The sequence below is a fragment of the Lentilactobacillus dabitei genome (assembly GCF_019061365.1).
GTDB lineage: Bacteria > Bacillota > Bacilli > Lactobacillales > Lactobacillaceae > Lentilactobacillus > Lentilactobacillus dabitei.
In genome coordinates, this window is the sequence record NZ_JAHPPD010000001.1 from 52,150 (window position 1) to 72,257 (window position 20,108).

At 42.4% G+C, this 20,108-nt stretch carries 17 protein-coding genes; 1 reads left to right on the forward strand and 16 read right to left on the reverse strand.

The window, feature by feature from the left end:
• Positions 1–6: 6 nt before the first annotated feature.
• The 15 genes from infB to rpsB all read right to left on the reverse strand — a co-directional run bounded on the left by infB (position 7) and on the right by rpsB (position 18,005).
• Positions 7–2,586 (reverse strand): translation initiation factor IF-2, encoded by a 2,580-nt coding sequence (gene infB / locus KTE19_RS00230; protein ID WP_217161334.1) that lies wholly within the window; start codon positions 2,584–2,586, stop codon positions 7–9.
• Between the two features lie 4 nt (positions 2,587–2,590).
• Positions 2,591–2,908, reverse strand: a complete 318-nt coding sequence (locus tag KTE19_RS00235) for a L7Ae/L30e/S12e/Gadd45 family ribosomal protein (RefSeq protein ID WP_056982855.1) — start codon at positions 2,906–2,908, stop codon at positions 2,591–2,593.
• Positions 2,898–3,197 (reverse strand): RNase P modulator RnpM, encoded by a 300-nt coding sequence (rnpM, locus tag KTE19_RS00240; protein WP_217161335.1) that lies wholly within the window; start codon positions 3,195–3,197, stop codon positions 2,898–2,900. The genes KTE19_RS00235 and rnpM overlap by 11 nt, the downstream gene beginning before the upstream one ends.
• Positions 3,198–3,215: 18 nt before the next feature.
• Entirely contained in the window at positions 3,216–4,418 is a 1,203-nt protein-coding gene (nusA, locus tag KTE19_RS00245) for a transcription termination factor NusA (protein ID WP_217161336.1), read from the reverse strand.
• A gap of 18 nt (positions 4,419–4,436) precedes the next feature.
• Positions 4,437–4,910, reverse strand: coding sequence for a ribosome maturation factor RimP (gene rimP / locus KTE19_RS00250; protein WP_054746590.1), 474 nt, complete (start codon positions 4,908–4,910; stop codon positions 4,437–4,439).
• Between the two features lie 124 nt (positions 4,911–5,034).
• The gene (locus KTE19_RS00255; protein ID WP_217341338.1) at positions 5,035–9,351 is read right to left on the reverse strand and encodes a PolC-type DNA polymerase III; all 4,317 of its coding nucleotides are present in this window, start codon (positions 9,349–9,351) and stop codon (positions 5,035–5,037) included.
• Positions 9,352–9,596: 245 nt separating this feature from the next.
• Entirely contained in the window at positions 9,597–11,306 is a 1,710-nt protein-coding gene (locus KTE19_RS00260; RefSeq protein WP_217341339.1) for a proline--tRNA ligase, read from the reverse strand.
• 34 nt (positions 11,307–11,340) lie between these two features.
• The gene (rseP, locus tag KTE19_RS00265) at positions 11,341–12,615 is read right to left on the reverse strand and encodes an RIP metalloprotease RseP (protein WP_217341340.1); all 1,275 of its coding nucleotides are present in this window, start codon (positions 12,613–12,615) and stop codon (positions 11,341–11,343) included.
• Positions 12,616–12,636: 21 nt separating this feature from the next.
• Entirely contained in the window at positions 12,637–13,425 is a 789-nt protein-coding gene (locus KTE19_RS00270; RefSeq protein WP_217161340.1) for a phosphatidate cytidylyltransferase, read from the reverse strand.
• A 12-nt stretch (positions 13,426–13,437) separates the two neighbouring features.
• Positions 13,438–14,199 (reverse strand): undecaprenyl pyrophosphate synthase, encoded by a 762-nt coding sequence (uppS, locus tag KTE19_RS00275; protein ID WP_217341341.1) that lies wholly within the window; start codon positions 14,197–14,199, stop codon positions 13,438–13,440.
• A gap of 72 nt (positions 14,200–14,271) precedes the next feature.
• On the reverse strand, positions 14,272–14,718 hold the full coding sequence (locus KTE19_RS00280) for a hypothetical protein (protein ID WP_054746588.1): 447 nt from the start codon (positions 14,716–14,718) through the stop codon (positions 14,272–14,274).
• A 16-nt stretch (positions 14,719–14,734) separates the two neighbouring features.
• A complete protein-coding gene (frr, locus tag KTE19_RS00285; protein WP_217341342.1) occupies positions 14,735–15,298 on the reverse strand; it encodes a ribosome recycling factor in 564 nt (187 codons plus the stop codon).
• A gap of 2 nt (positions 15,299–15,300) precedes the next feature.
• Positions 15,301–16,023, reverse strand: a complete 723-nt coding sequence (gene pyrH, locus KTE19_RS00290; protein ID WP_217341343.1) for a UMP kinase — start codon at positions 16,021–16,023, stop codon at positions 15,301–15,303.
• Positions 16,024–16,235: 212 nt separating this feature from the next.
• Positions 16,236–17,114 carry a translation elongation factor Ts gene (tsf, locus tag KTE19_RS00295; RefSeq protein WP_217161343.1) on the reverse strand — a complete coding sequence of 293 codons (879 nt, stop codon included), beginning with the start codon at positions 17,112–17,114 and terminating at the stop codon, positions 16,236–16,238.
• A gap of 93 nt (positions 17,115–17,207) precedes the next feature.
• Positions 17,208–18,005, reverse strand: coding sequence for a 30S ribosomal protein S2 (gene rpsB, locus KTE19_RS00300; protein ID WP_217161344.1), 798 nt, complete (start codon positions 18,003–18,005; stop codon positions 17,208–17,210).
• A 231-nt stretch (positions 18,006–18,236) separates the two neighbouring features.
• On the opposite strand from rpsB, the gene KTE19_RS00305 reads away from it, so the two are divergent.
• On the forward strand, positions 18,237–18,965 hold the full coding sequence (locus KTE19_RS00305) for an HAD family hydrolase (protein WP_217341344.1): 729 nt from the start codon (positions 18,237–18,239) through the stop codon (positions 18,963–18,965).
• A gap of 117 nt (positions 18,966–19,082) precedes the next feature.
• Here the strand turns inward: KTE19_RS00305 and KTE19_RS00310 are convergent, their stop codons facing one another.
• The gene (locus KTE19_RS00310; RefSeq protein WP_217341345.1) at positions 19,083–20,081 is read right to left on the reverse strand and encodes a D-2-hydroxyacid dehydrogenase; all 999 of its coding nucleotides are present in this window, start codon (positions 20,079–20,081) and stop codon (positions 19,083–19,085) included.
• Positions 20,082–20,108 lie beyond the last annotated feature (27 nt).

Here is a 20,108-nt window from a genome sequence, read left to right on the forward strand (position 1 = left end):
TCCGAATTACTTAACAGGAACTTCCTTCATCACATAGGCCTCGATCACGTCGCCGACCTTGATATCGTTATAGTCCTTGATTGTTAAACCAAGTTCAAATCCTTGTTTAACTTCATTCACATCATCTTTAAAGCGTTTCAGACTGTTCAATTCACCAGTGTAAACAACGACACCGTCCCGAATTAGACGAACCTTACTGTTCTTCTCAACAAAACCGTCAACAACCATTCCACCTGCAATTGTTCCGACTTTAGAAGCCTTAAAGATATCACGAACTTCAACTTGACCGGTAACTTCTTCCTTGTAAGTAGGAGCAAGCATCCCTTTCATAGCTGATTCCACCTCATCAATTGCATTGTAGATCACTTGATGAAGACGAATGTCAACGTGGTCACTTTCAGCTTGTGATTTAGCTTGAGGAGTTGGTCGAACATTAAAACCAATGATGATCGCATTACTTGCTTCAGCCAAAGCGACATCACTTTCATTAATCGCGCCAACAGCCGCATGAATAATGTTAACTTTCACGCCTTTGACCTCAATCTTTTGAAGACTGTTAGAAAGTGCCTCAACGGAACCTTGAACGTCCGCTTTAATGACAATGTCAACTTCCTTCATTTCCCCTTCCTTGAGGGAATCAAACAAGCTATCTAAGGTTACTCGGGTGGTCTTTCGACGCTCTTCAACTTGAGCTTCTTTAGCCCGTTCCTCACCAACTGAACGAGCGGTCTTTTCGTCCGCAAAGACGACGAATCGATCACCAGCTTCTGGCACGTCGTTTAGTCCGGTAATGGAAACTGGTGTAGCTGGGGTGGCCTTTTTCAGATCCCGTCCCCGTTCGTTCGTCATTGTCCGAACTCGACCGAAGGTATTACCAACAACAATTGGATCACCAACCCGCAACGTCCCTTGCTGAACAAGTAAGGTTGCAACTGGTCCTTGGCCTTGATCCAGTCGAGCTTCAATTACAGAACCTGCCCCTGGTTGATCAGGGTTGGCCTTCAATTCAAGCATTTCAGCTTCGAGAATGATCATATCAAGCAATTCATCAATATTCTTCCCAAACTTGGCAGAAATATTAACAAAAATAGTATTACCACCATTATCTTCTGGGATAAGGCCATACTGCATCAATTGATCAGTCACGTGCTGTGGATTAGCATCCGGCTTATCAATTTTGTTAATGGCAACGATAATTGGTGTCTTAGCTGCCTTTGCATGGTTAATCGCTTCAATTGTTTGAGGCATCACCCCATCGTCGGCCGCAACCACCAAAACAGTGATATCGGTGATGTTAGCACCACGGGCTCGCATTTCAGTAAATGCGGCATGCCCAGGGGTATCCAAGAAGGTGATCAAGTTATCGCCGTGGCGAACTTGGTAAGCACCAATTGCTTGAGTAATTCCACCAGCTTCGCCAGCAGTGATATGCGAATGACGCAAATGATCAAGTAAAGTGGTCTTACCATGATCAACGTGACCCATAATTGTCACAACGGCTGGGCGTGATACTTGATTATCCGTGTTGGCTTCTTCTTTTTCAAAGATTTTATCCAAGTTGGATAGATCTTGATGAACCTTTTCTTGAGCTTCAATTCCATAATCAGCTGCGAGAATTTCAATTGTGTCCTTATCGAGTGATTGGTTTTGGTTAACCATCACACCAAGCATGAATAACTTTTTAACAATTTCAGCCGGCTCCCGATGCAAAATCTTACCAAGATCTTGAGCATTCATCCCATCTTGATATTCAAGCACCTTTGGTAATGGTCGTTCCTTACGTTCTGGAGCACCATGATGTTCAACTTCACGCAACCGTTGATTCTTTTGCTTCCGTTGCTTTTTGTTGCGCTTCTTATTGAACTTTCTGGAACCGCCGCGATTGTTATTGTTATTACGGTTCAAACTGCCGCCAAATCGACCGCTTCCAGTATTTCGATGGGCATTATTTGAATGCGCATTGCCGCTGTTGTTGCTGGTCCGATTGTTAGACGATCTCGTGTTGGAAGCTGCAGGCCGAGATGTCCGCGTAGTGTTGTTACTGTTGTTATTACGATTGTTTGTATTATTATTACGTGAATTGCTATGGTTCTGGTTTTGATTGCGACTGTTTTGATTGCCGCCGTTATGATTCCCATTGTTGTTAGAGCTTGAGTGGTTCACGTTATTATTGCGATGCGTATCATTATGAGCCGCATTACTAGTGTGCTGGGCTGAATTACTGTGATTTGTCCGGGCACTTTGATGTTGGTCACGAGAATTGTGATTACCATTTCTAGAATCACTATTCCGATTGTTTGGCCGACTTGCAGTGTGGCTTGAACTGCTGGTTGTCGAATGAGTTTCATTAGGCTTCTTGGCTACATGAGAAGTTGAATGTTGTGACTTGTTTTGTTGTGGTCTAGCAGAGTGACTAGTCGCACTTGCACCCTTGCTAAACATCTTTCTGATTTGCTTTTCTTGGTTATCATCAACGGTTGACATATGGTTTTTAATTGTAAATCCTTCTTTGTCAGCGCGATCGACGATTTGTTTACTGGAGACATTGAGTTCTTTAGCTAATTCATAAATCCGCTTTTTCCCCATATCATCACTCTCCCTTATTGTTATCGGTTAATTCAACCAATTTTTTTGCCATACCCCGATCGGAAATTCCGATGATTGTACGTTTCATACCAATTGCATCACTCAACACTGCTTTAGTGTACATGGTATTGACGGGGACATGATAGTAATTAGACTTATCTGTAAATTTTTTTTGAGTTGCCTGGCCGGTATCTGAAGCGATAAACAGGAAATGAACTTTGCCATTTCGAATTTCAGATAACAATTTATCTTGTCCAGAAACAATTTTGCTGGCTCTTCTGGCAATTCCAATAAAATTTAAAATTGCTTGCTTATTGTCCATTCTCAAACAACTCTTTTCGAGCCTGTTTATGATCAACGTAGGCAATTAGTTCATCGTAGAAGTTTTCATCCAGTTTGGTGGAAAATACTTTTTCAAAAGTATGCTCTGACTTGGCCTTCTTCGCAATGTCTACATTGATGGAAATGTAAGCACCTCTACCGGATTTCTTACCAGTTTCATCAATGGAAACCTGACCATCTGAATCTCGGACAATCCGAACTAATTCTTTTTTAGGAGCCATTTCTCCAGTGACGATGTCTTTTCTCATTGGAATCTTTCGCTTTTTCATACAATCGCCTCCTAAAAATTAGTCTTCATCAGATTGATCAGAATCCGGATCATTTGGATTTGTCACTGATGCTTCTGCAGAATCCTCGTCACTTGATGGGTCAACTGAATCATCGGTCGAATCGGTTGAATCATCGACCGGATCATCTGAATCATCAGCTGCAGCTTGGCGCTGGTCCATCAATTCTTTGGCTTCTGTTTCAGATTTAATATCAATCTTAAATCCAGTTAATTTAGCGGCCAACCGAGCATTTTGACCCTTCTTACCAATTGCTAGTGATAACTGATAATCCGGAACAATGACCGTACATGCCCGATCATTATCCTCATCGAAGATCACATCAACCACTTCAGCAGGATTTAAAGCATTGGCAATATATGACGCATCGTCTTCATCCCATTCTACGATATCCATATTTTCGCCGTGCAGTTCATTCACAATTGTTTGCACCCGTTGTCCACGGGGGCCAACAGCCGTTCCGACTGGGTCGATATCGGAACTATTCGAGCGAACAGCTACTTTAGCCCGATCCCCAGCCTCTCTTGCAATTGAAACAACCTCTACAGTACCATCATAAATCTCTGGGACTTCTTGTTCAAATAAACGTTTTAACATTCCAGAGGCAGTCCGGCTCACAAAGACTTGTGGGCCTTTGGTGGCATTCTCAACCTTCGTTACATAGACCTTAATCCGGTCCTGTGGCCGATACACTTCATTTGGCATCTGATCTTTGACACCCATAACGGCTTCCACTTTACCCAGGTTAACGTATACAAAACGCGTATCCTGACGTTCAACGGTTCCAGTGACCAATTCGTCCATGTATTTGGAGTACTCATCAAAGACGTTCTCTCGCTCAGCTTCACGAACCCGTTGCATGATCACTTGTTTTGCAGTCTGAGCGGCAATTCGACCAAAGTTCTTTGGCGTCACCTCAAACTTTATTTCATCGCCCAGTTCGTACCCCTTATTGATTTGAAGGGCGTCGTCCAAGGTCACTTGAAGTTGATCGTTCACAACGTCTTCCACAACGGTTTTAACAGAATAGACGTGCATTTCACCCTTTGTTTCATCGAAGTCAACCTCGACGTTCTGAGACTGACCGTAGTTTCGCTTGTATGCAGAAACTAGGGCTGCTTTCAAGGCGTCGATCACAACCTCTTTCTTGATACCCTTCTCTTCTTCTAGTGCAGAAAGGGCACCCAAAAGTTCTTTACTCATTTTTATTGTCTCCTTTAGCTAAAATTTAATCGCCAACCGCGCCTTAGCAACTAAATCACGGGGAACTTTCAAAGTTGGATTCTTGCCCCACTTGTCGTTTTCCATGATCAATTGATCGTCATCAACAGCTGTCAGTGTTCCTTCAAATGACTTGCTGCCATTTAAATTCTTATAAAGTGACACATTGATGTACTCGCCTATTGCCTGTTTAAGCTCTTCTTCATTACGAAGCGGCCGTTCTGCACCTGGCGATGATACTTCCAAGAAATAAGCTTGGGGTATCGGATCTGGATCCAGGGCATCTAATTTTTCACTTAATTCATCACTCACGACAACACAATCGTCAATGGTGACGCCCCCGGGCTTATCAATATAAACCCGAAGGTACCAACCGCCTTTTTCTTTTACAAACTCAACATCGAATAAGTAAAATGAATGTTCATCTAAAATTGGTTTGACGACCTGCTTCACCGTTTCAACAACATTGCTCAAAAAAAGGCCTCCTAAAAATTATCCATTAAAAAGAGCGAGCATTTCTGCTCACTCCTTGCAAGTTATTTTATAAATTAAGTATAACATATCGCTGAAAATATTACAAACACGACTATTAACCACGTTACATCATATCAAAAAGGCTGAGCTGATTTTCATCAGGAAGACCATCCAATACATGATTTTCAGTCATAAAGTCAATCAAGGTTTTGGATACCTTCCCCCGTTTAGACAAGTCTTCCTTAGACAGGAATGGCTTATCTTCTCGAGCAGCCACAATCTGCTTGGCTACGTTGAGACCCAGACCCGGCACAGAGTTAAACGGGGCAATTAACGTATCTCCATCAATCAACCACTGGCTGGCATCCGATTTGCTTAGATCAACCATCTGAAATTGGTATCCACGTTCAAGCATCTCATTTGCAAGTTCCAGAACCGTTAACAAATTCTTTTCCTTGGTCGAAGCTTCCATCCCTTTATCATTAATCTGCCGCATTGCATTCTTAACAGCTTCTTTACCACGGCACATCGAAACAATGTCGAAGTCATCAGCCCGAACTGAGAAGTAGGCAGCATAGTAAATCATTGGGAAATAGACTTTGAAGTAAGCAATTCGAAGCGCCATTAGAATGTAAGCAGCCGCATGGGCTCGTGGGAACATGTACTTGATCTTTAGGCAGGATTGGATATACCAGTCGGGAATTTTGGCTTTCTTCATTTCAGCTTGCCAATCATCTGGAATTCCCCGGCCATGACGAACGCTTTCCATGATCTGGAAGGATAATTCAGAATCCAGGCCCCAATTAATCAAATCAGTCATAATGTTATCCCGGCAGCCGATCACATTGGCAATCGTTGCCGTCCCGTTCTTGATCAATTCATCGGCATTGCCCATCCACACGTCAGTCCCGTGAGACAAACCAGAAATTTGAAGCAACTCTGAATAATTACTTGGATGAGTTTGTTCAAGCATCCCCCGAACAAACCGCGTCCCAAATTCCGGCACTCCCAGCGTTCCAGTCTTGGATTGGATCTGGTCCTCGGTTACGCCCAATACCTTAGGACTTGAAAAGATTGACATGACGCCAGGATCATCCATTGGAATTGTTTTTGGATTAATGCCAGATAAATCTTGAAGCATTCGAATCATCGTCGGATCATCATGACCCAGAATATCGATTTTTAAAATATTGTCATGAATCGAATGGAAATCAAAGTGGGTCGTTTTCCATGCAGCATCTTGGTCATCAGCGGGATATTGGATGGGCGTAAAGTCGTAAATATCCATATAATCCGGCACAACGATAATCCCAGCCGGATGTTGCCCAGTTGTCCGCTTAACCCCGGTGGCGCCTTTTGCAAGCCGATCTTCTTCAGCTTGACGGTAAACTTTACCCTTGTCCCGCTCATAGGCCTTCACGTATCCATAAGCAGTCTTATCAGCGACCGTCCCGATCGTTCCGGCACGGAATACGTTCTTCTCACCGAACAGCACCTTAGTATAATTATGAGCGATTGGTTGATAGTCACCAGAGAAATTCAAATCAATATCTGGAACCTTATTTCCTGTGAATCCCAAGAAAGTTTCAAACGGAATATTGTGGCCATCGCCAATCATTAGGGTGCCGCATTCTGGACACTTTTTCCGAGGTAAATCATAGCCTGAACTATATTCGCCCTTTGTGAAGAACTCTGTGTGGCGACAATTTGGGCAACGATAATGGGGTTGCAATGGATTTACTTCGGTAATTCCTGTCAGTGTCGCCACCAGACTTGAACCAACAGATCCTCGTGACCCAACCAAATACCCATCTTTGTTACTTTTGGCAACCAGTCGTTGAGCAATTAAATAAATAACGGAAAATCCGTTGCCGATGATACTTTTCAGCTCTTTATCCAAACGATCAGACACAATTTTAGGCAACGGATCACCATACCACTCGTGAGCAGTATTCATGGTCCGGGTTTTAATCTCGTCTTCGGCACCCTCCATTCGAGGCGTGTAGAGCTTATCTTTTAATGGATGGACATCATCAATCTCGTCGGCAATTTTATTTGTGTTGGTGACAACGATTTCTTCAGCCTTGTCCGCACCAAGAAAGCCAAAATCACCTAGCATTTCGTCGGTCGTCAAGAAATGCAAATCAGGCAGCTCCTGGCGATTCAGTGGATTGGCGCCACCTTGAGAATTAATCAGAATTTTTCGATAAATATAGTCCTGCGGGTTGAGATAGTGGACATCTCCGGTAGCAACCACTGGTTTACCCAGTTCATCGCCAAGTTTCACAATGTTAGAAATAATTTCCTCTAAGTTATCTTCATCAGCAATCAATCTAGATTCGATCAGTGGTGCATAAGCCCGTCTTGGCTGAACTTCAAGATAATCATAGAATCGGGCCTTTTGGCGAGCTTCATCCATCCCTTTTTGCATCATCGCAGTGAAAACTTCCCCTGATGAACAGGCAGATCCTACGATAATGCCGTCACGATATTTCTCAAGTTGGCTCCGAGGAACCCGGGGGACCCGGTGGAAATATTGAACGTTGGAAAGTGAAACAATCTTAAACATATTCTTCAATCCAGCTTGAGTTTGGGCAAGCAAAATTGCGTGGGACGGGCGCGCGTGACGATAGGCGTCATTATCCGTCATATGCTCATTCAATTGGTCATGATAAACAATCCCATAACGCTTTTCCGCATCTTTTAAAAAGAGATAGTTCAAGTGACCAGTGGTTTCAGCATCATAGATTGCTCTATGGTGGTGCTCCAAGCTGACATCAAATTTCTTTGCTAAAGTGTTTAACCGATAACCCCGCAGGTTAGGGTACAAGAATCGGGCAAGTGTCAGCGTATCGATGATAGGATTGGCCATTTCGTGCATGCCATGGCGAACATAGCCTTTATTCATAAAGCCCATATCAAAAGTAACGTTATGGCCGACAACAATTGCATCGCCACAAAATTCTCTAAATAATTTGAAAACTTCTTCTTCGGATTTAGAACCGTGGACCATTTCATCGGTAATTGACGTCAAGTTTGTCGTCTGTTCCGAAAGATGAAAACCGGGATCGATGAACTCTTCAAATTGATCGATCACATTACTATTTTTCATTTTAACAGCTGATAATTCAATGACCCGGTCATACATGGCAGACAATCCCGTTGTTTCGGTATCAAAAATAACGTACGTTGCATCAAGTAACGGAATATGCTGATCATTGTAAGTAATCGGGACACCATCATCAACCAAGTTAATTTCAACGCCATAAAGCATTTTAATATCATTTTTTTCGGCAGCATGAAAGGCATCTGGGAATCCTTGCACCGCGGCATGATCCGTGATTGCGATGGCTTTGTGCCCCCATTTTTTAGACTGCTTGGTAAAATCAGCGATGTTGTTTGTCGCATCCATTTGACTCATTGAGGTGTGGAGATGAAGTTCAACTCGCTTTTTATCATCAGGCGCACTGTCTTGACGGGAAACCGTTTTGACAGGATTAATGTCATAGGCATTAAGGGTTAACTCATGAGAATAATTGTCTTCTTGAACATTCCCACGGACTTTGACCCAATCGCCTTCGTTAACCCCTTCAAACAAGGCTTCTTCACCCTTATTAGAGAACTTCTTCACCTGAATAGAAGAGGTATAATCAGTTATTTTTAGCATTAGTAACTGACGACCAGAGCGCAATTCCCGAATTTCTTTGTTAAAGACATATCCGGAAACAACAATGGACCGCTCTTCTTCGGTAATCTCTTCCAACTGGGTGACCGGCAAATCATCCTTGATTTTTCGGCCAATTAAACTTTTGGCTGAACCACCATGTTTTGGTTTAGCGGCATTGGTTTTTTGAATGGCTTCGTTGGCTTTTTTGACCAACTCAGCATTAGCCGCCTCATTTTTCTTCTTGAATGCCTGAATATTCTGTTGAGACAAGCTTTCATCAACGATTGTATGAATTGTAAAGTCGGGAAAACCAGCCTGTTGGTACATTTCTTCGATTGGTCCTAAGGCAGTATTGGTCATGAAATCCTTGACAATGTCATTTTCGGCAATGAATTCAATTCTCGAATCAACAATTGAAGGATATTTATCTTCACACAATTCCTTGATTAAAGGCGAAGTGACTCCACTGTTAACCACGACCCACTGCCAATATTGCCGAAGCAGTTGTTCATTGAAATTGTTGTTGGCCGCTGAAATATTAAGTGATACCTGGGCAATCTCGTCGAACGCGGACTTAAGGCGGGCATTGAAATCTGTGAAGACTTCAAATGGTAGAATTCGGGGCGTTGTGATGTCAAACTGCCAACGATTACTTTTCTGATGGACTTCCAAATGATCAATTTTGGCACCGTCGAAGTACGGCATTTGGCCGGCTTGCGACCATTGAAGTTGTTGTAATAATTTATCAAATAATGCGTTCCGATCCAAACTCACGGCAGGTCCTCCTATAAGTGGTGAAAAAGACGATTGTCTTCTAAAATATCAGCAATAGAAAAGACTTTTTGTCCTGTTGCTAATACTTAATGACAGAAAGTAGTCGCCCAAAATCACAATTTAGCAATCAAACAGTCAAACTTCCTCAAATAAAAGAGAAGACCAAGGACAAAACACAGCTTTGCCCCAGCCTCCTCAAATTGAACTGATGACAATCAGTTACATACTAGAAGGTATATACGAGATTAGTCAAGATTCTTCAACAATATTTTTATTGTATCACTTAATTCTTCGACCTTGCTTTCAACAGTTTCGCCACTTTTACGAATTTTAATTTCGACAATCCCATCTTCAGCTTTTTTACCAATGGTGATTCTCAACGGAATTCCCATCAAATCAGAGTCAGCAAATTTAACACCAGCCCGTTCTTTACGGTCATCAACCAAGACTTCAAGGCCATTCTTGGTTAATTGATTCTCAATCTGGTTGGCCAAATCCATCTGAACCTGCTTTTTAGCGTTAATTGGAATAACGTGAACCACGTATGGGGCCACAGCAACTGGCCAAACCAGCCCGTTTTCATCAGCGTTTTGTTCAGAGATTGCTGATAATAAACGACTGATTCCAATCCCATATGATCCCATGATAACTGGGACAGCCCTGCCATTTTCATCCAAAACATTGGCTTTGAGACTCTTTGAATACCTTGTACCAAGTTTAAAGATATGGCCGATTTCGATTCCCCGAGTGAATTTCAGCTTACCCTTGCCATCAGGTGACAGTTCGCCTTCCTTGATGGTGACAAAATCGTCCACTTCGTCGATCCGAAAATCACGGTCAGAATTGGCATTGACGTAATGATAGCCATCTTCGTCAGCGCCAACCACGGCATTTTTCATGTTGGCGACCCGTTGATCAGCGAGAATTTTGATGTCTTCGCTCACTCCAACTGGTCCCAACGAGCCAAAGTCTGCTCCGAGATATTTCTGAGCTTGTTCGTCAGTCGCCAAATCAAGAAAATCAGCCTTGAGATAATTTTTAACCTTAACCTCATTCACATCATAATCGCCACGAACGAGCACCATAACCGGTTTTTCGTCCGCAATATACAACATCGACTTGATTGTTTTGGTTTCAGGCACATTCAAAAAGTCGGCAACTTCTTGAATGGTTTTAGCGTTGGGGGTTCCAACCTTCTTGATTGCTTCTTCAGCATCGGTATCTGGGGTCGCATCCACTTTAGACTTTGCCATTTCGAGGTTGGCAAAGTAATCGCTCTTGTCCGAATAAACAATCGTATCCTCACCCACAGCTGCCATTGCGGAGAATTCCTTGGAATCAGACCCCCCCATTGCACCACCATCGCCAATAATGACCCGGTATTTCAAGCCAATTCGATCAAAAACCGTCCGATAGGCTTTTTCCATTGCCTGATAAGCCTTGTCCAAGTCCTCTTCGTTAGTGGCAAAAGAATATGCGTCCTTCATAATAAATTCCCGGCTGCGGAGCAACCCATAACGAGGCCGGTTTTCATCCCGATATTTATTCTGAATTTGGTAAAGAATCAGTGGTAACTGCTTATACGATTTAATTGAATCACGAATAAGCGCAGTGAATGTTTCCTCATGCGTTGGGCCTAAAATAAAATCGGTATCATGACGGTTCTTGAACTTAAAAAGTTCAGGCCCATATGTATCATAACGACCGGACTCTTTCCAAAGGTCAGCCGGTAAAATATCAGGCATCAGCATTTCGTGGGCAGATGTTTTTTCCATCTCCTCACGAACGATCGTTTCGATCTTGGTCAATACGCGGTAGGCAAGTGGCAAGTAGGCATACATTCCAGCTGAAACTTGACGAATATAGCCAGCCCGAACCAACATTCTGTGGCTCAGGGCCTCTGCACCACTTGGGGTTTCTTTGAGGGTTGGCACCAAAATTTGTGATTGCTTCATCGAAAAAAGATCTCCTTTAAATTCTAATTGTTAATTAATGTAAGAAGTAACGCTCGATATCATTCCAAGTTACGAGAATCATGAGTAACATTAAAAATGCAAACCCAATCAAGGTCACAACTGTTTCGGTTGTCTGAGAAACAGGTTTGCGACGAATAGCCTCGATGATGTTCAGAACTAACTTACCACCATCTAAACCTGGAATTGGAATGAGATTAATAATCGCCAAGTTGAGAGAGAGGAACGCCAAGAAATTCAAGACGCCACTCAATCCCATGGAAGCGGCCGTAGAAGTAGTTGCGAAAATTGCAACCGGACCACCAAGATCATTCAAACTAAAATGACCACTCACCATAGACCAAAGCGCCCCCAGCAAAGTTTTACCCATCGACCAGGTTTTCGTGAAGCCAGATAGGATTTTTGCTTTAAAACTGGTGTCCATGGACTGGGTAACCCCAATGAAACCACTCTTCTTGCCGTTGAGGGTTTGGGCTTTGGGTTTCATTGAAAGGGACTTATTCTGGCCATCACGATTGACAATAACTGAAATTTTTTTGTTTGGATTCGCACTAATTTGGACAGCCATCGCTTGCCAATCAGTCGTTTTGTGTCCATCAATCGACACGACCCGATCGCCTGATTTCATTCCCGCATCCCGCGCAACTGAATCATTTGGCATCACGTTGACTTTATTACTGTTTGAGGCAACCCCACCTTGAACAAAACCAAGAATGGTATAAACCAAAATCGCCAAAATAAAGTTATTAAAGACTCCGGCAACATTCGTGAGCATTCGCTTTGGTAAAGTTGCAGATTGGAATTGAACATCCCGCGGGGCAATTTGAAGCTCGGTGCCATCCGTTTCAATAATTGTCGCGTCATGATCAACAAGATAGGACTTCACTTGCGACTCGTCCCCATTTTCGTATCCTTTAATATACAACCCAGTGTCTAAATCAGTATTAGTAACGGTCAATGGGATTCCTTGAAACAAGGAATGCTTGTTACTGGTATTAATGGATGTGACGACCCCTTGATCATTCAATTGAAGTGTGACTGGAGTTCCAGGCTTTAATTCCTCTTCACCATCATCGCCCTCGCCGGCCATGCGGACATAACCGCCAAGTGGCAACAATCTCAACGTAAACGTTGTGCTGTTTTTTCGGTAGTAGAACACTTTTGGCCCCATTCCAACCGAAAACTCTCGAACAAGAATTCCCGAGCGCTTAGCAGTAATAAAATGGCCAAACTCGTGAAAGATCACCAGAATACCAAAAACGATTATGAAGACAATAATTGTAGTTATCAAGTGACTCTTTCCTCCTAAAAACTAAATGATTCCGACTAAATGAAGCATTGGCAGGACAAACAATAGGCTGTCAAAGCGGTCTAAAATCCCACCATGCCCTGGAAGTATTTTACCAGAATCTTTCACCCCATAATAGCGCTTGAGTGCAGATTCAATCAAATCACCAAATTGACCCGCAATTGAAAGGAGAATTGTGATGATAATCATTTGCAATAGTGAATATCCAGAAATCGGGAAAAAGTAAATGTAAATTGAACAGATAATTGTCGCGGCAATCGATCCATAAATTGAGCCTTCCCACGTTTTGTTGGGACTGATTCTCGGCGCCAATTTGTGTTTGCCAAACATTCGGCCAAAAATATAGGCACCACTATCAGTCGACCAAACGATAAATAAAGCATACAAGAGGACAGTCAACGAAACGGCTCGGGCCAGAATAAAGTAATGGAAGCCCATTCCGACATAGAGCATGCCCAATGCGATCACACCAGCATCATCGAACGTGAATAAGTTTTTGCTGAAGACGGTCAATAACAACAGCATCAACACAAACAAGAAAAAAACGAAGTTCTGTTCTACCTTGGCAGGTAAAATTGCTGTCCAACTGTCCGGCAGGATCAGCACACTGACACCTAAATAAGCAATAATTGACTCGGCAGAAACCAGAATTCGCTTCTTCATGATTAGGACTTCAGAAACTGCCACAACCCCTAATGCCATTGCAGCGATATCAACCCACACGCCGCCCAATATGATAATTGGAATAAAAATGATTAACGCAACTACTGCTGTTATTACCCGTTGTCTCACAACTGTTCGCTCCTATTTACTATTATTGAGGCCACCAAAACGGCGATCTCGTTGCTGATACTCCTCAATCATTTGACTAAGGTTTACCCCATCAAAATCCGGCCATAACGTATCTGTAAAAACTAGTTCACTATAGGCGATTTGCCAGAGAAGAAAGTTGGAAATCCGTTCCTCTCCACTCGTTCTGATCAGTAAATCCGGATCCTGAAAGTCTCCCAAAAAACCGGTCATTAAATGATTCGAAATCATCGCATCATCAATTTTCTGAGGATCAACTTTACCGGCCTTCGCCTCACTGGCAATTTGTTGAACCGCCAGTTTAATATCTAAACGACTCCCATAGTTTAAAGCAAAATTCAAGATCATGCCAGTGCACTGACTAGTATCCGCAATTGCATTCCGAACTGCTTGCTGGGTCTTGGGTGGTAATTGGTCAGTCAGTCCCATCACCTTGACTTGAACATTATTTTCAATCAGCTCAGGAATAAAGTTATTGAAAAATTTAACTGGTAAGCCCATTAAGAAACTGACTTCATCAGTTGGGCGTTTCCAGTTTTCGGTTGAAAACGCATAGAGTGTTAACACCTTCACTCCCAGCTTACTGGCAGCCTTGGTAACAGTTTTAACGGTTTCCATCCCCTGTTTATGACCTGCAATTCGTGGTAAATGACGTTTTTGAGCCCAACGACCATTTCCGTCCATGATGATGGCGACGTGGTTGGGAATTCGGCTAGGATCTACTATTAACTTGTTTTGATTGATTTGCTTGGACATGGCACGCTCCTAAATTTGGTTGAGGGCAAAAATAAAGGATGAGAAGAACTCATCCCAAAATGCACTCAATTGTTAGTTTGTTGCACCATCTGGACGTTCAACCATTCGCCATTCGCCACGTTTGGCATCAGCTAAGGTATTGAAATATTTAAGCAAGTTGTTAGCATCTTCAGGGCTCTTTTGACCTAACATGTTGAGCCCCTTACCGGTCGTCATTGGTTCTGACAAGTCGGTAATTTCATTTCCCTTTTCGATTGTTGCATTTGAGAATGCAATGACCCAGTCTTCTTCAACCAGTTGAGAAACGATGAAGAATAAGTTGAAATCGTCAGTAACGTATGCTGGCATTGCATATAGATCATCTTGAACTGGTTGTAGGTGACCGCCATTGTAGTCCAACACAGAAAGATTGTCGGGAGTTACTGGTTGGTTCAATTTAAAAAGCATTTTGCCAAATTCGTCAGTTCCAGGAACTACTGCAACTTCATCGTCTTTGTTACCTGAATTGTTTTCTGCCATGTTCATATCCTTCTTTCTAACCGTTAATGACTTCGTCTTCTTTATCAGAAACGATTTTTTCAAGACTTTTAATATTAGAATCAGTTAGTTTTTGAACTTGATCTTCGAAACGGTGTAATTCATCGTCCGTGATGTCCTCATTCTTATTACTCTTCTTCAAGCTATCCATTGCCTCACGGCGGACGTTTCGGATGGCAACCTTACTTTCCTCGCCAGTTGCTTTAACTTGCTTGGCAACCTCTTTTCGACGATCTTCAGTTAACGCTGGCACCGCCAACCGAATTGCTGTCCCATCATTAGCTGGATTAATGCCCAAATCGGCTTCATAGATTCCCTTTTCGATGTCCTCCAATGCAGATTTATCGTAAGGAGTAATTAGTATAACACGTGCTTCGGGAATTGTAATTGATGCAATCTGGTTCAGTGGTGTTGGTGCACCATAATAATTGACCATCACACCATTTAACAGGCTGGCGTTAGCACTTCCTGCCCGGATTTTACCAAGTTCACGTTCAAGAACTTCTTGGGCTTTCTTCATCTTTTGTTTTGCTTGATTTAATACTGTTTGCGAATCTGCCATATCTATTTCTCCTTCACAGTCGTTCCGATGTTTTCACCAATGACCACTTTGCGAATATTTCCAGGGTTATTAAGGTTGAAAACAACTAACGGAATATGATTGTCCATTGAAAGTGAACTAGCCGTGGAATCAATCACTTTCAATCCCTTTTCTAGTATATCCATATAGGTTAAAGTTTGAAATTTAACGGCGTTTTTATTCTTTCGTGGATCGGCAGAATAAATACCATCAACGCCATTTTTGGCCATCAAAATTGCATCAGCACCGATTTCTGCAGCTCTAAGGGCAGCAGTTGTATCAGTTGAAAAATAAGGATTACCGGTACCAGCAGCAAATATCACCACCCGACCCTTTTCGAGGTGGCGGATTGCTTTTCGGCGAATGTATGGTTCAGCAATTTGGCGCATTTCAATTGACGTTTGAACCCGGGTAGGAACACCTAATGATTCAAGGTTGTCTTGAAGTGCAAGACCATTCATGGTCGTTCCTAACATTCCGATGTAATCGGCTTGGGCCCGTTCCATCCCCATCTCGGCACCGGCTTCTCCACGCCACATATTACCACCGCCGACAACGATTCCAATTTGAACGCCAAGATCAAATATATCTTTGACTTCCTGGGCGACATTTTTAATAACGGGTGGATTAATTCCAAAACCCCGCTCGCCAGCTAATGCCTCGCCGCTTAATTTTAAAATAATTCGGTTATACTTTACTTTAGACATCTAGGTGCCTCCCATAGTTAATCATTACAATCAATTTTAGCATACTAAAGAAGTCAGCAACAAGAAAACTGGCATTTTCAGGAATTCTTAGCATTTATTCTTATCAAAATCCAATAAAGGTACCCAACAGTTTGAAAATCCGATGAAAAATTAGCTTAACGCAGAAAAAAACCGGTTCAAAACAAGATGTTCTGGCCGGCTTAATGTCATTATTAGTTATTTAATTGATCACGAACTTCGTCTTCAAAGCTCTCTTGTTTCTTTTCGATGCCTTCGCCAACTTCGTAACGGACGAATTTGACAATTGAGCCATTCTTTGAAGCAACGTATTGGGAAACAGTTTGGTCTGGATCCTTAACGAATTCTTGATCCTCTAAGCAGATTTCTGCCAAGAACTTGTGAAGTCGGCCTTCAACCATTTTTTCAACAATCTTTTCAGGCTTACCTTCGTTCAATGCTTCTTGAGTTAAGACTTCTTTTTCATGAGCTAACCGATCGGCTGGCACTTCATCTTTGTTTAAGAACTCGGGATTAGTTGCAGCAACATGCATTGCAACGTCCTTAGCAGTTTCTTCATCAGCACCCTTTAATTGAACAAGGGCCCCGATCAAGCCACCATTATGCAAGTATGAACCAAATACTTCATCATCATTCTTATCAAGAATCGCAAAACGACGTAAGGTCACTTTTTCGCCAGTGACTTGCGTTGTTTCGATTAAATCATCTTTAACAGTCCCCTTGTCGGTCTTTAATGCGAGGGCAGCATCAACGTCAGCAGGCTTGTTGGCAACGATTGCGTCACTTACCCGACTCACAAGTGCCTTGAAAGGATCACTAGTGGCAACAAAGTCAGTTTCAGAATTAATCTCAACAATTGCGGCCGTATTGTCTTTAACAGCAATCGTGGTTAACCCATTAGCAGCAACTCTGCCGCTCTTTTTTTCAGCTTTGGCAACGCCTTTTTCACGGAGTACTTCGATCGCCTTGTCAAAATCGCCTTCAGTAGCAACTAAAGCTTTCTTTGCGTCCATCATACCAACGCCGGTTTTCTTTCGTAAATCCATAACTTGAGATGCGGAAATTTTTGCCATTATAATGGCCTCCCTTTTAATGTTAATAAAAACTGGCCCTACACCAAGGCCAAATTGGTCCACAGCGATAGGGTCAGCCTAGTGCTTAATTAATTACTTTTTTGAATTGTCGCCTTCAACAGCATTGGCAATATCTTCAATTGAATCTTCTTTTTTGTCTTTCTTATCAGCATCTTTACCTTCGAAAGTCTTTTCGTTAACGTCATCTTCACCTTGACGGCCTTCAATAATGGCATCTGCCATTGTTGAAGTGATCAGACGAACGGCACGGATTGCGTCATCGTTTGATGGAATGACAACATCGATTTGATCTGGATCAGTGTTGGTATCAACCATCGCAACGATTGGAATATTCAACTTCATTGCTTCGTGAACAGCAATTTGTTCTTTACGAGGATCAACAATAAAGATAACATCAGGAATCTTTGGCATATCTTCAATTCCGCCTAAGAATCGTTCCAACTTGTCTTGTTGCTTAATCAAAAGTGAAACTTCCTTCTTAGGAAGGATGTCGAATGTACCATCAGTCGCCATCTTCTTAAGGTCCTTCAAACGTTTAACCCGTGATTGGATAGTTTCCCAATTGGTTAATGTACCACCAAGCCAACGATTGTTAACGTAGTATTGGCCAGCGCGTTTTGCTTCTTCTGCGATAGAATCTTGAGCTTGCTTCTTAGTTCCAACGAAGAGAACAACGGCACCTTTTGCGGCTTCTTCCTTCATGAAATTATAAGCAACGTCAATTAACTTAACGGTTTTTTGTAAGTCAATGATATAAATACCATTACGTTCAGTAAAGATATATTGCTTCATCTTTGGATTCCAACGACGAGTTTGGTGACCGAAGTGGACACCTGCTTCCAACAATTGTTTCATAGAAATAACAGACATAATATAGCCTCCATATAGTTTTTCCTCCCCAACGATCTGCTGCTTCAAGAACCAGAATAGGCACTACTCAAAGCATCACGTCAGGTGTGTATTTAAAACACCTTTAAAAGTATATAAGATATTGCCCGCCAGCGCAAGCATTAACTGTAGTTTGTCACCAATTTGTGATGTAAATTGTTAAATTTAAGTAAAACGTGTTAGAATTGAAACTCGTGACAAGGAGGAAATTACATGATTAAAGCCATCGTTTTCGACGTTGACGATACACTATACGACCAGCAACAGCCTTTCGAGAGGGCATTCCGAAGACTTTTTGAGCTGACTGTCTCAGCTGATGAAATGGATCAAATCTTTTCTAACTATATTCGCCAAGAACAGCTAGTGGTTGCCAAATTAAATTCCGATTCAGACATGAAACTATCAAGAGCAGAAATTAACTTCCATTGCTTACACCATACTTTTAAAAAGTTTGGTCTCCCAGGTCTCACCCAGTCGGCCGCAGCTGATTTTCTGTCGGCATTTGAAGAATTCAGTAACGGTATCCAACTCTTCGACGGCCTAACGACTATGTTTAATACCCTCGTTACAAAGTTTAAATTAGGGATTATTACGAATGGCTCAAATGAAATTCAACTTGCTAAAATAATGAAGCTCAAACTGCATCACTGGTTTACCAGAGAACAAATTATCACTTCCGAGGATGCCAAAGCCAAGAAACCTGATCCGATGATTTTTACCCTTATGAACCGCAAATTCAACCTGCGGGGAAACGAAATGATTTATGTCGGTAGTTCTTACTTTGACGATATCGTTCCTGCAAAGAAAGCTGGCTGGCAAACAGTTTGGTACAATAATCACAACAGTACAATCAGCGATCCGAACATTATTCCGGATCAAACAGTCAGAAATCCCGCGGAGCTGCGAGATTTACTATTAGACTTGGCTGCCCAAGTTGATTAACGCCAACGCTCATGATAACCAAAGTGGACGCTTAACTTTACAATCCTGTAACTGAGGATCTAAAGTCAAGCGTCCACTTTTTTGATATACAGCACCGAGACAGGTGAATGCCACTAATTACAGTTCAACTAACTTATCTGATTGACCCGTTTCGATCAATGACTTGTTAGCGTCCATTGCATAATAAACCATGTTGCGAACTGCTCGTTTGGTGTAAAAAGCAATGTGTGGGCTGACAAGCACATTTTCCCGCTTCATCAAGTTCTTCAAACGGTCATCCGGAATCTTATCAAAACTGCCAAAATTATTATTGAAAACACCCACTTCATCTTCGTAAGTATCCAACGCGGCACTAGCAACCTTACCGGAATCCAGTGCTTTAATTAACGCATCCGTATCAACCAAAATACCACGCGCAGGATTAAGAATGTAAACCCCATCTTTCATTTTGGCAAATGCCTCATCATTAAGCATATGTTCATTTTCCTTGGTGGCAGGAGCATGAAGAGAGATAACGTCAGCTTTTGCATACAGTTCATCGGGGGTTTCGACGTAAATTCCCTCTTTTTCCAATTGCGGATTATGGTAAATATCATAAGCAATCACTTTAGCGCCAAAGCCTTGATAAATTTGAATGGCTGCCCTGCCAATTCGACCAGTTGCATAGACACCGACCGTCATTTGGTTTAACTCTTCAGCAATATCTGGTGCCCAGCGAAGATCGCCATTAGCCATTTTATTGTCAAAAGTTGGTGTCCTTCGCAGTAATCGCATAAGTTGAGTCACAGTAAATTCTGCGATGGCTTGTGGGGAATAGGCAGGCACGTTGGTCACTTGAATACCATTTCGTTTTGCAGCGGTGGCATCAACGTTGTCAACACCCACGTTTCTCAACGACAAATACTTGATTCCAAAGCTGCCCAACTTGTCCAAGACAGACGCTGTGTAAGGCTTCTGCTGATATGTAACCACGCCATCTGCACCCTTTGCCTGATCAACCGTGTTTTCATCAAGCAATTCAGCAGTGGACGCCACCTCAACTGTTGGATTTCCTTCTGACCACTTGTCTAAAAAAGGCTTTTCATCGGCACGAATGCCATACGCAATAATTTTCATGGATACGACCTCCTCATAAAGTGATTT

What these genes read in the sequence shown, in the direction of transcription:
- infB (WP_217161334.1), bottom strand. Translation starts at nt 2,586, where the DNA reads ATGGGGAAAAAGCGGATTTATGAATTAGCTAAAGAACTCAATGTCTCC.
- KTE19_RS00235 (WP_056982855.1), bottom strand. Translation starts at nt 2,908, where the DNA reads ATGGACAATAAGCAAGCAATTTTAAATTTTATTGGAATTGCCAGAAGA.
- rnpM (WP_217161335.1), bottom strand. Translation starts at nt 3,197, where the DNA reads ATGAAAAAGCGAAAGATTCCAATGAGAAAAGACATCGTCACTGGAGAA.
- nusA (WP_217161336.1), bottom strand. Translation starts at nt 4,418, where the DNA reads ATGAGTAAAGAACTTTTGGGTGCCCTTTCTGCACTAGAAGAAGAGAAG.
- KTE19_RS00260 (WP_217341339.1), bottom strand. Translation starts at nt 11,306, where the DNA reads ATGAAGCAATCACAAATTTTGGTGCCAACCCTCAAAGAAACCCCAAGT.
- uppS (WP_217341341.1), bottom strand. Translation starts at nt 14,199, where the DNA reads ATGTCCAAGCAAATCAATCAAAACAAGTTAATAGTAGATCCTAGCCGA.
- KTE19_RS00280 (WP_054746588.1), bottom strand. Translation starts at nt 14,718, where the DNA reads ATGGCAGAAAACAATTCAGGTAACAAAGACGATGAAGTTGCAGTAGTT.
- frr (WP_217341342.1), bottom strand. Translation starts at nt 15,298, where the DNA reads ATGGCAGATTCGCAAACAGTATTAAATCAAGCAAAACAAAAGATGAAG.
- pyrH (WP_217341343.1), bottom strand. Translation starts at nt 16,023, where the DNA reads ATGTCTAAAGTAAAGTATAACCGAATTATTTTAAAATTAAGCGGCGAG.
- tsf (WP_217161343.1), bottom strand. Translation starts at nt 17,114, where the DNA reads ATGGCAAAAATTTCCGCATCTCAAGTTATGGATTTACGAAAGAAAACC.
- rpsB (WP_217161344.1), bottom strand. Translation starts at nt 18,005, where the DNA reads ATGTCTGTTATTTCTATGAAACAATTGTTGGAAGCAGGTGTCCACTTC.
- KTE19_RS00305 (WP_217341344.1), top strand. Translation starts at nt 18,237, where the DNA reads ATGATTAAAGCCATCGTTTTCGACGTTGACGATACACTATACGACCAG.
- KTE19_RS00310 (WP_217341345.1), bottom strand. Translation starts at nt 20,081, where the DNA reads ATGAAAATTATTGCGTATGGCATTCGTGCCGATGAAAAGCCTTTTTTA.